Origin of the sequence: Micromonospora sp. LOL_013, from assembly GCF_048060315.1 — a bacterium.
GTDB lineage: Bacteria > Actinomycetota > Actinomycetes > Mycobacteriales > Micromonosporaceae > Micromonospora_E.
In genome coordinates this window covers 48,110-62,039 of sequence record NZ_JBHMIQ010000024.1, presented here as the reverse complement: position 1 = coordinate 62,039, position 13,930 = coordinate 48,110, and the positions used below count along the sequence as shown (strand labels likewise).

Sequence of the window (13,930 nt, the reverse complement as noted above, 5' to 3'; positions counted from 1 at the left end):
CGTGGGCGCGATCACGGGAACGTTCAAGGGCTTCGGGGTCACCTTCTCCCACATGTTCCGCAAGGTGGTCACCACCGACTACCCGTTCAAGCCGCCGGTGTCCGCGCCGCGCTACCACGGCCGGCACATCCTCAACCGGCACCCGGACGGGCTGGAGAAGTGCATCGGCTGTGAGCTGTGCGCCTGGGCCTGCCCGGCCGACGCGATCTACGTCGAGGGCGGCGACAACACCGAGGAGCAGCGGTTCTCCCCGGGTGAGCGGTACGCCAGCACGTACCAGATCAACTACGCCCGGTGCATCTTCTGCGGGCTGTGCATCGAGGCCTGCCCGACCCGTTCGTTGACCATGAGCAACGAGTACGAGTTGGCCCGCGACTCCCGGCAGGACCTGATCTTCACCAAGGAGCAGCTGCTGGCGCCGCTGCTGCCGGGGATGGAGCAGCCGCCGCACCCGATGCGGTTGGGCGACAGCGAGAAGGACTACTACGTCGGCGCGCTGACCAACCCGGGCACCTCGGCGGGTGCCGAACGGGCGCCCTGGTCGGAGCAGGGCACCCAGGACGGCTCGGGGACGACGGGAGAGGGCAAGCCATGACCGAGCTCGCAGCGGAGGTCTCCACCGGGGAGGCGGTGACCTTCTGGATTCTGGCTCCGCTCGCGCTGCTCGGCGCGATCGGCATGGTGTGGGCCCGCAACGCGGTGCACTCCGCGCTCTGGCTGGTGCTGACCATGCTCTGCCTCGGCGTGTTCTACGTCGTGCAGGGTGGGCCGTTCATCGGCCTGGTGCAGATCATCGTCTACACCGGCGCGATCATGATGCTCTTCCTGTTCGTGCTGATGCTGGTCGGCCGGGACGCCTCCGACTCGCTGATCGAGACGCTGCGCGGGCAGCGGATCGCTGCGGTCGCCCTCGGCGTCGGCTTCGCCGCGCTGGTCGGCACCGGGCTGTACCGGGGCCTCGGCGGGGTACAGGCGGTCGGCCTGGAGCAGGCCAACGCGGACGGCAACGTGCAGGGCATCGCCGCCCTGCTGTTCGGCCGGTACCTGGTCGCGTTCGAGGTGACCGCAGCCCTGCTGACCACCGCCGCGATCGGCGCGCTGATCCTGGCGCACATCGAGAAGCGCAAGGAACAGCGGCGCGGCCAACCGGAGATGATGCGGGCCCGGTTCGCCCCCGGCAACTATCCCGGCCCGAAGCCAGGTCCGGGTGTCTACGCCACCTCCACCTCGGTGGCCACGCCCGGCCGGCTGCCGGACGGCACGCTCACCGACCGGAGCATCCCGGCGATCCTGCCGACGCGCGAACTCTCGCCCAGCGAGGCCGCCCCGAAGGGGACTGACAAATGACTCCGGACAACTACCTGATCCTGTCGGCGGTGCTGTTCACCATCGGCGCGGTCGGCGTGCTGGTCCGCCGCAACGCGATCGTGCTGTTCATGTGCATCGAATTGATGCTCAACTCCGCGAACCTGGCGCTGGTCACGTTCAGCCGGATCAACGGTGACCTCAACGGTCAGATCATCGCCTTCTTCGTGATGGTCGTGGCGGCAGCCGAGGTGGTCGTGGGGCTCGCCATCATCATGACCATCTTCCGGACTCGGCGCTCGGCGAGCGTCGACGACGCCAACCTGCTGAAGTACTAAAGGGGCCCACACGTGGAATCGACTGTGGAGTACGCCCAGGCCACGGGGCTGCTGAGTAGCGTGTGGCTGCTGGTGGCCATCCCGCTGGCCAGCGCGGCGATCCTGCTGCTGCTCGGCAAGCGCGCCGACAAGTGGGGACACTGGCTCGGGGTGGTCAGCGTCGGGGCGATCTTCGCCCTCGGCCTGACCTACTTCTTCCAGCTACGCGGCCTGGACAACCGGGCGGTCGAGCTAAGCCTGTGGGAGTTCATCGAGGTCGGTGGCCTGTCGGTGGACTTCGGGCTGCTGTTCGACCCGCTGTCGGCGGTCTTCGTGCTGCTGATCACCGGCGTGGGTTTCCTGATCCACGTGTACGCGGTCGAGTACATGTCGCACGACCCGGGACGACGGCGCTTCTTCGCGTACTTCAACCTGTTCGTCGCCGCGATGCTGGTGCTGGTGCTGGGCAACAACTACGTGATGCTGTTCCTCGGCTGGGAGGGCGTCGGTCTGGCGTCGTACCTGCTGATCTCGTTCTGGTACCACCTGCCGGCCGCGGCGACCGCCGGTAAGAAGGCATTCCTGATGAACCGGGTCGGCGACGCCGGCCTGGTGCTGGCGATCTTCCTGATGTTCGCCACGCTCGGGACCACCCAGTTCGAGGCGGTGTTCACCGGTGCCGGCGCGTTGGCCTCCGGCACCATCCTGGCGATGGGCCTGTTGCTGCTGCTCGGCGCCACCGGGAAGTCCGGCCAGTTCCCGCTGCAGGCGTGGTTGCCGGACGCGATGGAGGGCCCGACCCCGGTGTCGGCGCTGATCCACGCCGCCACGATGGTCACCGCCGGCGTCTACCTGATCGCCCGGTCCAACCCGATCTTCTCGGCCAACCCGACGCTGCAGACCGTGGTGGTCAGCGTGGGCGCGCTCACCCTGCTGATCGGCGCGGTCATCGGCTGCGCCAAGGACGACATCAAGCGGGTGCTGGCCTGGTCGACGGTCTCCCAGATCGGCTACATGTTCCTCGGGGTCGGGCTGGGCGGCGGCGCGTACGCGCTGGCGATCGTGCACCTGCTGGCGCACGGCTTCTTCAAGGCCGGGCTGTTCCTCGGTGCCGGCTCGGTGATGCACGGGATGAAGGACCAGACCGACATCCGGCGGTTCGGCGGCCTGTGGCGGCACATGAAGATCACCTGGGCGACCTTCGGGTTGGCCTGGCTGGCGATCATCGGCATCTGGCCGTTGTCCGGCTACTTCTCCAAGGAACCGATCATCGCGGCCGCCTTCGAGCGGGAGGACTGGACCGCCTGGCTGTTCGGCGGGGCCGCCCTGCTCGGTGCCGGGCTGACCGCCTTCTACATGACCCGGCTGTTCATTCTCACCTTCCACGGCCCGAAGCGGTGGACCGAAGACATCGACCACCCGCACGAGTCGCCGGCGCTGATGTGGGTGCCGCTGGTCCTGCTGGCGGTCGGGTCGGTGGCCGCCGGCTGGCTGATGTCCACCTCGGTGCCCGAGTGGCTGACCCCGGTGCTGGGCGCCGAGGAGGGCCACCACGAGGCGGTGCTGTCGCACGGCGTGGTCACCATCCTGGCGCTGGTGATCACGGTGCTCGGCGCGCTGCTCGGCTGGCTGCTGTTCCGCACCGGCACCGCCGAGCAGGAGCAGCCGGCCGGGGTGCTGGTCACCGCCGCCCGGCACAACCTCTACACCGACGCGGTCAACCGGGTGGTGTTCGAAAAGCCGGGCATCTTCCTCACCCGGGCGCTGGTCTTCCTCGACAACCGGGGAGTCGACGGCCTGGTCAACGGCCTCGCCGCCGTGATCGGTGGCAGCTCCGGGCGGCTACGGCGGCTGCAGACCGGCTTCGTGCGCTCGTACGCGATGTCCGTGCTCGCCGGTGCCTTCGTGGTGGTCGCGGCGTTCCTCGCCCTGCAGATGGGATGGCTGGCGTGAACGACTTTCCGTTCCTCTCGGTGCTGACCGTGGCGCCGCTGGTCGGCGCGCTCGTGGTGGCGCTCGTCCCGCGCCGCCAGGGGGAGCTGGCCAAGTGGCTGGCGCTCGGCTGGTCGGTGGCGGTACTGGTGCTGTCACTGGTGATGTGGTTCGCCTTCACCGTCGGCGGCGACCGGTTCCAGTTCCGTGAGTCCTACCCGTGGATCCCCAACTGGGGGGTGAACTTCACCTTCGCGGCCGACGGCATCGCGCTGGTCATGCTGATGCTGATCGCGGTGCTGGTGCCGCTGGTGATCCTCGCCTCCTGGCACGACGCGGAGGCGTCGAAGCGGTCGGTGCCGGTCTACTTCGGCCTGCTGCTGCTGCTCGAAGGCACGATGATCGGCGTCTTCGCCGCCGCCGACATCTTCCTGTTCTACGTGTTCTTCGAGGTCATGCTGGTGCCGATGTACTTCCTGATCGGCAGCTACGGCGGCCACCAGCGGCAGTACGCGGCGGTGAAGTTCTTCCTCTACTCGCTGGTCGGCGGTCTGTTCATGCTGGCCGCGGTGATCGGGCTGTGGGTGGTCGGCGGGCAGACCTTCGACTGGCAGGCGCTCAGCGAGATCGACATGTCCACCGGCGTGGAACGCTGGCTGTTCCTCGGCTTCTTCGTGGCGTTCGCGATCAAGGCGCCGTTCTTCCCGTTCCATACCTGGCTGCCGGACGCCGGTGGTGCCGCGCCGGCCGGATCGGCCGCGCTGCTGGTCGGCGTGATGGACAAGGTCGGTACGTTCGGCATCCTGCGCTACTGCCTGGGGCTGTTCCCGGAGGCGTCGCAGTGGTTCGCCCCGTGGGCGCTGGCTCTGGCCGTGATCGGCATCATCTACGCGGCCCTGCTGGCGGTCGGTCAGAACGACCTGAAGCGGCTGGTGTCGTACACCTCGATCTCACACTTCGGTTTCATCGGGGTCGGCATCTTCGCGTTCACCACCCAGGCCGGCACCGGCGCGGTGCTCTACATGGTCAACCACGGGCTCGCCACCGGCCTGCTCTTCCTGGTCGTCGGGATGTTCGTGGCCCGGCGCGGCTCCGCACTGATCAGCGACTTCGGCGGGGCCGGCAAAATGGTCCCGGTGCTCGCCGGGGTGTTCTTCTTCGCCGGTCTGGCGTCGCTGGCGCTGCCCGGCACCGCTCCGTTCATCTCCGAGTTCCTGGTGCTGATCGGCACCTTCTCGGTGAACAAACCGGTCGCGGTGATCGCCACCCTCGGCATCATTCTGGCTGCGGCGTACGTGCTGTGGATGGTGCAGCGCACCACCCAGGGCACGTTGAACCCGGCGCTGACCACGGTCGACGGCATGAAGCGGGACATCACCCTGCGGGAGAAGGTCGTGGTGGCTCCGCTGATCGCCCTGATCCTGCTGTTCGGCTTCTACCCGAAGCCGTTGACCGACGTCATCAACCCGGCCATCGAGGCGACGTTGTTCGACGACGTCGGCACGTCCGACCCCGCCCCGACCGAGGGCGTAATCCAGGAGGCGGCCCGGTGAGCGAGTTCTCATCCCCCGCGATCGACTACGCGGCTATCTCGCCGATGCTGATCCTGTTCGGCGCGGCGATGATCGGCGTCCTCGTCGAGGCGTTCGTGCCCCGCTCACTGCGCAACCCGGTACAGCTGGTGCTGGCCCTGGCCAGCATGGTCGGCGCGCTGGTGGCGGTGGTCCTGCAGGGCAGTACCCGGACGGTGACGGCCGGTGAGGCGATCGCGGTCGACGGCCCCACGCTGTTCCTGCAGGGCGCGATCCTGGTGCTCGGCGTGATGGCGATGCTACTGATCGGCGAGCGGTCGCTGGAGACCGGCGGCGCCTTCGTCGCCCAGGCTGCGGTCGTGGTCAACTCGGCCGAGGACCGCAAGCAGGCGACCGGCCGGTCCGGTGCGACCGAGGTCTACCCGTTGGCGCTGTTCGCCCTCGCCGGCATGTTGCTGTTCGTCGCGGCCAACGACCTGCTGACCATGTTCATCGCCCTGGAGGCGTTCTCGCTGCCGCTGTACCTGCTCTGCGCGCTGGCCCGGCGGCGGCGGCTGCTCAGCCAGGAGGCCGCGCTCAAGTACTTCATGCTGGGCGCCTACTCGTCGGCGTTCTTCCTGTTCGGGCTGGCGCTGACCTACGGCTTCACCTCCGGGGTGGACAGCCCGACCGGGCCCGGGGTCGACTTCGCCACCATCCGGGCGGCGGTGGAGACCTCGCAGTCCAGCCCGGTGCTGTTGTTCGCCGGCATCGCGCTGATCTCGGTCGGCCTGCTGTTCAAGGCGACCGCCGCCCCGTTCCACGTCTGGGCCCCGGACGTCTACCAGGGGGCACCGACGCCGGTGACCGGCTTCATGGCTGCCTGCACCAAGGTCGCCGCGTTCGGCGCGCTGCTGCGGGTGCTGCACGTGGCCTTCTACGGGGCCGCCTGGGACTTCACCCCGGTGCTGGGCACGGTGGCCATCCTGACCATGCTGGTCGGGGCGATCCTGGCGGTCACCCAGACCGACATCAAGCGGCTGCTGGCGTACTCCTCGGTGGCCAACGCCGGATACCTGCTGGTCGGTGTGCTGTCGCTGTCCGCCGAGGGCCTGGCCAGCACGATGTTCTACCTGGTGGCGTACGGCTTCATCGTGCTCGCCGCGTTCGCGGTGGTCACCCTGGTCCGCGACGCCGACGGCGAGGCCACCCACCTGTCCCGCTGGGCGGGGCTGGGCCGACGGTCTCCGGTGTTCGCCGGCATCTTCACCTTCATCCTGCTGGCGTTCGCCGGCATCCCGTTGACCAGCGGCTTCACCAGCAAGTTCGCCGTCTTCGGGGCGGCGGTCGGGGACGGCCAGATCTGGCTGGTGATCGCCGGTGTGGTGACCAGCATGATCCTCGCCTTCCCGTACCTGCGGGTGGTGGTGATGATGTGGCTGAGCGAGCCGAGCGACGCCACCCCGACGGTGGTGATCCCCGGTGCGCTGACCTCGGCGGCGCTGATGATCGGGGTTCTGGCCACCCTGCTGCTCGGGGTCGCACCGGGAGCGCTGCTGGATCTGACCAGCAACGCCGCCGAGTTTGTCCGATGAACCACCTCACCCGCCCCCAACCTGGGCTGCCACCGCCGCTGTGGCATGGTTGGGGGTGTGGTGAGGACGGCTGACGGCAGCTCCTTCGCGTCCGGCGCGGGAGCGGTGACCTCGATCGGGATCGACATCGTCGACCCGCAGCTGCAGGCGTCCGTCGCCGGGATCCTGGCCGGAGTCGAGGTCGAGCTGCGCGACAGCGTGTTCAGCGCCGACCCGTTCGTCACCGAGGCGGCCCGACATCTGGTCGAGGCCGGCGGCAAACGGTTCCGCCCGTTGCTGGTGGCGCTCGGTGCGCACTTCGGCGACCCGGCGGCACCACTGGTGGTGCCGGCGGCGGTGGTGATGGAGCTGACCCACCTGGCGACGCTCTACCACGACGACGTGATGGATGAGGCGTTGGTGCGTCGCGGCGCACCGAGCGCCAACTCGCGGTGGACCAACTCGGTGGCGATCCTGGTCGGGGACTACCTGTTTGCCCGGGCCGCCGACCTCGCAGCGGACCTCGGTATCGAGGCGGTACGGCTGCAGGCCCGCACGTTCGCCCGGCTGGTGCACGGTCAGATCGCCGAGACGGTCGGCCCGCATGGCGGCGAGCCTTCGGTCGACCACTACCTGCAGGTGATCGGGGACAAGACCGGGTCGTTGATCGCGACGTCCGCACGGTTCGGCGGGATGTTCGGTGGCGCGGCAGCGGAGCACGTCGAGGCCCTGGCCGGGTACGGCGAGACCATCGGGGTGGCGTTCCAGCTATCCGACGATCTGCTCGACATCGCGTCGGACTCCGCCCAGTCGGGCAAGACACCCGGCACCGACCTGCGCGAAGGGGTGCATACGCTTCCGGTGCTCTACGCGCTCGGCTCGGACGACGGTGACGCCGCCTCCCGACGGTTGCGGGAGATCCTGGCCGCCGGTCCGGTCACCGACGACGACCTGCACGCCGAGGCGCTGGGCCTGCTGCGCGAGTCACCGGCGCTGAAGCGGGCCCGGGAGACGGTACGCGGCTACGCTGAGGAGGCCCGGTCCCGGCTCGCGCCGCTGCCACCCGGCCCGGCGCGGCAGGCGATGCAGTCGCTGTGCGACTTCATCGCCGACCGGACGAACTAGCCGGGTGGCCGGGGTCCGGTCCTGGTCCGGTCCGGTTGCCCGGGCGGATCTCCGCCGGCCGGCGACGGTACGGGGGCGACGAGCGGCACCGCCATTTGCGATGATGTCGCGTTAGCCAATAGCATGAACCGTACGTGTCGGGCGCCACACCGATAGTCGCCACCTGGTGCCCCTGATTCGAAAGGGCGTTCCACAGGCGGCTGTCTCTTCATATGGTGTAAGTCCCCGGCGGCGGAGGTGGTTGTGCGCGACCCCTTGGCGGAACCTTCGGACCTCATCCGGAGCGTTTCACGGGCACTGCGTGTGCTCGAAGCGGTCGGACGTGCCCCGCGCGGACTGACCGTCAAACAGATTGCCCGGCGCTGCGAGCTGACCGTGGCGACCACGTACCACCTGGTGCGCACCCTGGCGTACGAGGGCTACGTGATCCGTCGCGAGGACGGCACCTACATCGTCGGCCTCGAGGTGGCGGACCGCTACCGCGAGCTGGTCGCCGCGTTCCGCGGCCCGCCAGCGGTCGGTGAGGCGCTGCGCCGCGCAGCGGCGGAGACCGGCTACAGCCACTACCTCGGCCGCTTCGTCGGGTCCCAGGTGGCGGTGACCGCGTCGGCCGACGGGCTGCGCTCGCCGTACCTGGAGGACCTGGTGCCCGGGTTCGACGAGGGGGCACACGCCACCGCACTGGGCAAGGCGCTGCTCGCCACCCTCACCCCCGACCAGCGGTTCCGCTACCTCAAAGAGTTCGGCATGCGGCCGTTCACCTCGGCCACGATTACCACCATCGAGGGCTTCGAAGCCGATCTCGCGGTAGGCGACCGGCGCGGCATGCACCTGGAGATCGGCCAGTACCGGCAGGGACTCGCCTGCGCCGCGGTAATGGTCAACGCGGACAAGGACGTCGAGCGGCGGGTGGCGATCGCCTGCGCGTTGCCGGCGGCCGAGATGATGACTTCGGCCCGGGTGGTCCGCGCGAAGCTGCTCACCGCCGCCCGGGCGGTCGCCGAGGCGATGACCGGCCCGGAGTATCCGGGCAGCTGAACAGTTTCTCCAGGACCTTGAACCGCCCGGCCGGCAGCTACGTGTCATGAGGCGGAAGGGAAGGGCGCCTCTTGACCGACCAGGATTCACAATTGATGCGCGCGTTGCACGAAGAGCATGGTGACGCGCTCTTCGCCCATGCGCTGCGGCTGGCCGGTGGCGACCGGCAGCGAGCCGAGGACCTGGTCCAGGAGACGCTGCTGCGGGCCTGGCGACATCCCGAGTCGCTGGACCCGGAGCGGGGATCCGTACGCGCCTGGCTGTTCACCACGGCCCGGAATCTCGCGATCGACGCCTGGCGCCGACGCAGTGTCCGGGTCGGCGAGGTGGTCACCGACGAACTGCCGGAACCACCTCCAGCGGTGGACGAGGCGGACCGCGCCGTGGAGGCGTGGACCGTGGCCGAAGCCCTCGGCCGGCTCTCCCAGCCACACCGGGAAGTGCTGATCGAGTGCTTTTACCGGGGGCGTTCGGTCTCCGAAGCGGCGGCCAGGCTCGGTGTTCCGCCGGGTACCGTGAAGTCACGGACACACTACGCATTGCGCTCGCTGCGGCTGGTGCTGGAGGAGATGGGGGTGACCCAGTAGTGAAATGTGACTACGCGCACGACGACGGCGCGTACGTCCTGGGTGCCCTGTCACCCACCGAGCGAGCGGCGTACGAGCACCATCTCGCCGGCTGCCCCAACTGCCGGCAGGCCGTCGCCGACATCGCGGTGCTGCCCGGTCTCCTCGGCCGGCTGGATCCGGCCGGCTTCGAGCAGATCAGCGACCCGCCGTCGACCGAGCCCCGGTTGGCCACCCTGGCCGACGCTGCGGGCCGGGCCCGGCGCCGGGGCCGGCGGATGCGCCGCTGGCAGACCGCTGGGGCGGCGCTGGCCGCCGCCGGTCTCGCGATCGTGGTCGGCTTCGGGGTCGGCTGGGTGGGGACCGGCGGTACGCCGGAGCCCACGCCCGGCTCCCAGCTCGTCGCGATGCAGCCGGTGGCCTCGCAGTTGCCAATTCACGCCGAGGTGGGTCTGCAGGCGGCGGCCAACGGCACCGAGGTCACCATGCGCTGCTGGTGGGAGCCGACCAACCCGGACGGCCGACCGATGGATTTCGAGTTGGTCGCCTACGACCGGAACGGGGCCAAGCAGCAGGTCGGCTCGTGGGCGGTCAGTCCCGGAGCCGAAATTGTCTTCACCGGGGCGACCCGGTTCGAGCACGACCAGTTGGAACGGGTCGAACTGGTCCGTTCCGACGGCGCGGCGGTCCTGGCATACCAGGTCGGCTGACCTGGTCGGTCGCCGGTCGGTTCCGGCCCGGCCTGGTCGGCCGGTCAGTCCCGGTTCAGCCTGGTTGGCCGGTCAGTCCCGGTCCAGGATCAGACCCAGCAGCCAGGTGACCACGCCGACCAGCAGCGCCCCGAGCACGGCGGCCGGCCAGAAACCATCCACCTCGAACGGCAGGTCGAGCTGTCCGGCGATAAATCCGGTCAACAGGAACAGCAGTCCGTTGACGACCACCGCGATCAGCCCGAGGGTCAGCAGGTACAGGCCACACCCGACGGTCTTGACGATCGGCTGCAGCACCGCGTTCACCACGCCGAAGATGACCGACACGAGCAGCAGCGTGACGACCGCCTCGCCGATCGCGTCGGTCTGCAACGCGATGCCCGGAATGATCAGGGTGGCCAGCCAGAACGCCAACGCCGTACTACCCAGGCGGATGAGGAGGCTTTTGAGGAAACCCATCCGGGAATCTTGCCATGCCGACCGCCGGTTGCGCCCCATCGGTCTCGCAGCTGCGCCGTCGACGTCCCGGCAGCACCGGTTGCAGTCCCACCAGTTGCAGTCCTACCGGTACACGGCGCGACGGTTGGTCGACCCTGCTGACTGTCTCCCCGGTTTGACCGCTCGCTGGCTGATTCGTCGCCGGTGCCACCGCAACCGAGCCGTTATCCACAGCGGACGAGGTGGGGCTGCGGCGGCGGGTCGACCCTACTACGGTCGGCGAGGTGACGTTCACCGCCGTCGCGGCGGGGGTGACTGGCCACGGTCCGGCGCGGGAGGCGTCGGCCGGTAGGCGCCGGGGTGGTGGGCACCCGGCTTGACCGGGACCGAGAGGGGCACAGCGTGTCGCAGACGCAAGCCGAGTTGGCGATCATGCAGCGGGCGGCCAGCCGTTTCGACCAGGTCGACGAGGAGCTCGACGCGATGCTGCGCGGTCTGCTGCAGCGTTTGGAGGTGCTTCAGCACGCCTGGCGTGGTGCCGGTGGTCGATCCTTCGAACAGGTCACAGCCGGGTGGGCCAGGGAGCAGGCGGTGTTGCACCGGGCGTTGCGCGAGACGGCCGGAGCGATTCGTACCGCCGGGACGCAGTACCAGGCAACTGACGCTGCGGCGGCGGACCGGGTGACCCGGGCGGGGCGACGGATCGAGCTGCCGCTCTGAGACGCACTGGCAGCTTGCCGGCCGGCTGCTCCGGGGCGCTGCCTGGCGGGCGGCACGATGGCACGACGCGGAGGAGGTAACCAGGTGGCCGATGGCGAGCTGGTGGTGGATTTCCGCGCACTGCAACAGGCCAGCGCCGACATCGGGCAGGCGCTGCGTACTCTCGGGTCGCAGTTGCACCAGGTGGAACGGGAGGCTGCGCCACTGGTAGCGACCTGGGAGGGTGCGGCCCGTCAGGCGTACGAGCAACGGCAGGCCCGGTGGCGCGGCGCGGCGCAGAATCTCCAGGCCCTGCTGCGGGAGATCAAGGTCGCGGTCGACGAGTCGGCCGCCGACTATCTGAGCACCGAACGGCGCAACGCGGACCTGTTCCGATGAGTCGAACGGTGTTCCTTCGACTACGCGAAGTGTTTTCTCGCATCAGTTGATCTGCAAGGCGTCCGCCGGCCGTTGTGATCGTGGCACCACCTTGTAGGTTGTACCGGACGCGTGTGGCCTGTCCGGTGGAAAGGGGGGTCGGCCGTGACCGATTGGCAACCGGCCACCGAGATCGAGGCCGCGATGCGTGACGCCCTGCTCCGTCAGGACCAGGAGCTCTACTTCCAACTGCTTGCCGGCACCGAGCTGCTGCTCCCGGTTTCGGCTCAGGCCCTGGCCGGTCAGGCCCCGATGGGCTGGGGCACCTGGACGACGAACGGGCGGACCCACGTCCTTGCGTTCACGTCGCCGGTCACCCTGCACGCCTGCCTAGGTGACAGCGGCAGTTCCGCCCGTCGGGTGACGTTCGCCGAGCTGGCCGCCACCTGGCCGAACCTGGAGTGGTGGCTGGCGGTCAACCCGGGTCTGCCGATCGAAGGCTGGCTGCCGGCCTGGTTCGTCGCTCAGCTGGCCCGCGGAGACGCGCGACTGCCGAACCGTGGCGGCCACTCCGAGGGCCGCGCCGATGCCGCCGCCCGAGCCCGCGCCACCGCCACCGCCACCGTCCCCGGACCGGCCGGCCATCCCGGCGGTGCCTGGCCGGTCGACGGTGGGCCCGTTGACGGCGGGCCCGATCTACTGCCGGACCACGGCCGGCATCCCACCCGGTACGCCGCCGAAGCTTCCGCCGCTGCCAGCCCACCGCCGGCACCGGCCGCTCCGGCTCCGGAAGGTCAGTGGCCGCACCCCGACAACGCGGCCGCCGACCCGGCGCCGCCGACCGTCAGTCCGGTGCCGCCCACTGAAGACCCGGCACCAGCGGCGGAACAGCGCGGTGCGGCCGGCGGCACGGTCGTCGGGCCGGTCCCCGAGGCGCCGTCCGGTCCGGCGCTCGAGCCAGACGTCGAGCCACCGTCCGGTCCGGCCTTCGAGCCGGCCAACGACGTGGAGCGGGACCTGGTCGCGGCGGCGGGCGGCGGTGGCAGCAACTCGTTCCTGTCCACCCTCCTGCTCGCCAAGGTGCTGCTGCCCGTCTCCGAATCGTCCGTGGCCGGGTCCAGACCCGGCGACGAGGGCTTCACCTGGCGGACTGAGACCGCCGCCGACGGCACGTTCGTCGTGGTGTTCACCTCGCCGGAGCGGATCGCCGAGCACTTCGACACCCCGGTCGAGACCGTCGAAGTGAAGTTCGTCCAGCTGATCCGCCGCTGGCCGGACCCGCAGTGGTCGTTCGTCATCAACCCCGGCACCCCGGTCGGCGCGAAGCTGCCCGGTACGGAGATCGTCGGCCTGGCCAGCTGGGCGGCCGAAGTCGGGCTGGGAGTCGAGGAAGTCGACGTCGAACAGCCGGCTGAACCCCAACCCGGCGCGTCGGCCGCGCCGAAGCCGGCCGTGTCCAGCGGGCCGGACGTCCCGGGGCAGCCGACCACGATGCAGAAGACCGTCGCCGCCAGCCAGGTCGGCTACTACCTGGACCGTGGCTACGACCGGGTGTCGGGGTTCGTGCACCGCGCCGCCGAGGTCGCCCACCTGGACACCCCAGCCAAGCTGTACGCGGCACTCGGGCTCGGCTACGCCGGGTCACCCTTCGCCCCGGATGCCGACGAGATCTTCGTGTTGCGGTGGCCGGCCTACCGGCCGAGCCTCTACCGGATTCCCTACGGCGGTCAGAACGAGAACGCCATGCGGGCGATGGAAGGCTGGGTGATCGAGCGCCCGCCGTTCCGTGGCAACGGCTTCGCCCCCGGGGAGAGCAGCGACGTCGTGGCCGAATTCAAGGTCGACGGGATCCGGCTGCCGCACGGCTCGCAGCTGTGGCGGCTCGGCGCGGACGGCACCGGGACGCTCGTCGCCCGGCTGGACGCCGACGAGACCGCCTGGCAGCGGGTCAAGGAGGAATGATGCGCGACGGCTACGTCGCCCGCTGGCAGGGGCAGGAGTACGACGCCAGCCCGGCCGGTGACGAGGTGCGGATCTACCAGCCGGCGGAGGGCGACGGCTTCTCCGCGATCCGCTCCGGCCGGTACGTCCGGGTGGTGCCGATGTCCGAGGTCGACGACTTGGCGTACGTCCGTACCACCTGCACCTGGCACGGCCAGCCGTTCGTCGTGCTCGCCAAGCACGACGGCTGGCTGCGGGTCGAGTACACCGGCGGTCGGGCACCGGTCGCGCAGTCGCTCGGGCTGGAGGAGTTCGACTTCGGCGTCTACCAGGGCTGGGCGGCGGCCAACGAGGTGACCGAGCTGCGCGAGCACCGGGTCTGACCCGGGTCGCGGA

General features: G+C 69.9%; 15 protein-coding genes. 14 read left to right on the top strand and 1 reads right to left on the bottom strand.

Going from position 1 to position 13,930, the window contains the following annotated elements; all coding sequences use genetic code 11:
* Window position 1: 1 nt before the first annotated feature.
* The 10 genes from nuoI (at window position 2) to ACFHWS_RS17430 (ending at window position 10,078) form a co-directional block, all read left to right on the top strand.
* Window positions 2-595 (top strand): NADH-quinone oxidoreductase subunit NuoI, encoded by a 594-nt coding sequence (nuoI, locus tag ACFHWS_RS17475; protein ID WP_123607126.1) that lies wholly within the window; start codon window positions 2-4, stop codon window positions 593-595.
* The gene (locus ACFHWS_RS17470; RefSeq protein ID WP_278173315.1) at window positions 592-1,347 is read left to right on the top strand and encodes an NADH-quinone oxidoreductase subunit J; all 756 of its coding nucleotides are present in this window, start codon (window positions 592-594) and stop codon (window positions 1,345-1,347) included. The genes nuoI and ACFHWS_RS17470 overlap by 4 nt, the downstream gene beginning before the upstream one ends.
* A complete protein-coding gene (gene nuoK, locus ACFHWS_RS17465) occupies window positions 1,344-1,643 on the top strand; it encodes an NADH-quinone oxidoreductase subunit NuoK (protein WP_123607128.1) in 300 nt (99 codons plus the stop codon). The genes ACFHWS_RS17470 and nuoK overlap by 4 nt, the downstream gene beginning before the upstream one ends.
* 12 nt (window positions 1,644-1,655) lie before the next feature.
* A complete protein-coding gene (nuoL, locus tag ACFHWS_RS17460; protein ID WP_416556499.1) occupies window positions 1,656-3,575 on the top strand; it encodes an NADH-quinone oxidoreductase subunit L in 1,920 nt (639 codons plus the stop codon).
* Entirely contained in the window at window positions 3,572-5,107 is a 1,536-nt protein-coding gene (locus ACFHWS_RS17455; protein WP_123607130.1) for an NADH-quinone oxidoreductase subunit M, read from the top strand. Before nuoL ends, ACFHWS_RS17455 begins: the two co-directional genes overlap by 4 nt.
* Window positions 5,104-6,660, top strand: coding sequence for an NADH-quinone oxidoreductase subunit NuoN (nuoN, locus tag ACFHWS_RS17450; protein WP_416556497.1), 1,557 nt, complete (start codon window positions 5,104-5,106; stop codon window positions 6,658-6,660). The genes ACFHWS_RS17455 and nuoN overlap by 4 nt, the downstream gene beginning before the upstream one ends.
* Before the next feature lie 45 nt (window positions 6,661-6,705).
* Window positions 6,706-7,764 (top strand): polyprenyl synthetase family protein, encoded by a 1,059-nt coding sequence (locus ACFHWS_RS17445; protein WP_416556496.1) that lies wholly within the window; start codon window positions 6,706-6,708, stop codon window positions 7,762-7,764.
* 243 nt (window positions 7,765-8,007) lie between these two features.
* Window positions 8,008-8,802: an IclR family transcriptional regulator gene (locus ACFHWS_RS17440; RefSeq protein WP_416556495.1), complete on the top strand. Its 795-nt coding sequence runs from the start codon at window positions 8,008-8,010 to the stop codon at window positions 8,800-8,802.
* A gap of 92 nt (window positions 8,803-8,894) precedes the next feature.
* On the top strand, window positions 8,895-9,389 hold the full coding sequence (locus ACFHWS_RS17435) for a sigma-70 family RNA polymerase sigma factor (RefSeq protein WP_233606748.1): 495 nt from the start codon (window positions 8,895-8,897) through the stop codon (window positions 9,387-9,389).
* The gene (locus tag ACFHWS_RS17430; protein WP_416556494.1) at window positions 9,389-10,078 is read left to right on the top strand and encodes an anti-sigma factor family protein; all 690 of its coding nucleotides are present in this window, start codon (window positions 9,389-9,391) and stop codon (window positions 10,076-10,078) included. The genes ACFHWS_RS17435 and ACFHWS_RS17430 overlap by 1 nt, the downstream gene beginning before the upstream one ends.
* A gap of 72 nt (window positions 10,079-10,150) precedes the next feature.
* On the opposite strand, the gene ACFHWS_RS17425 is transcribed toward ACFHWS_RS17430, so the two are convergent.
* A complete protein-coding gene (locus tag ACFHWS_RS17425) occupies window positions 10,151-10,537 on the bottom strand; it encodes a phage holin family protein (RefSeq protein ID WP_416556493.1) in 387 nt (128 codons plus the stop codon).
* 381 nt (window positions 10,538-10,918) lie between these two features.
* Here ACFHWS_RS17425 and ACFHWS_RS17420 point away from each other — a divergent pair, with 381 nt between their 5' ends.
* The 4 genes from ACFHWS_RS17420 (at window position 10,919) to ACFHWS_RS17405 (ending at window position 13,917) form a co-directional block, all read left to right on the top strand.
* On the top strand, window positions 10,919-11,236 hold the full coding sequence (locus tag ACFHWS_RS17420; RefSeq protein WP_282233287.1) for a WXG100 family type VII secretion target: 318 nt from the start codon (window positions 10,919-10,921) through the stop codon (window positions 11,234-11,236).
* An 84-nt stretch (window positions 11,237-11,320) separates the two neighbouring features.
* Complete coding sequence (locus tag ACFHWS_RS17415) at window positions 11,321-11,614, top strand: WXG100 family type VII secretion target (protein WP_278174719.1); 294 nt, start codon at window positions 11,321-11,323, stop codon at window positions 11,612-11,614.
* A 144-nt stretch (window positions 11,615-11,758) separates the two neighbouring features.
* Entirely contained in the window at window positions 11,759-13,555 is a 1,797-nt protein-coding gene (locus tag ACFHWS_RS17410) for an SseB family protein (protein WP_416556492.1), read from the top strand.
* Window positions 13,552-13,917, top strand: coding sequence for a hypothetical protein (locus tag ACFHWS_RS17405; RefSeq protein WP_416556491.1), 366 nt, complete (start codon window positions 13,552-13,554; stop codon window positions 13,915-13,917). The genes ACFHWS_RS17410 and ACFHWS_RS17405 overlap by 4 nt, the downstream gene beginning before the upstream one ends.
* Window positions 13,918-13,930 lie beyond the last annotated feature (13 nt).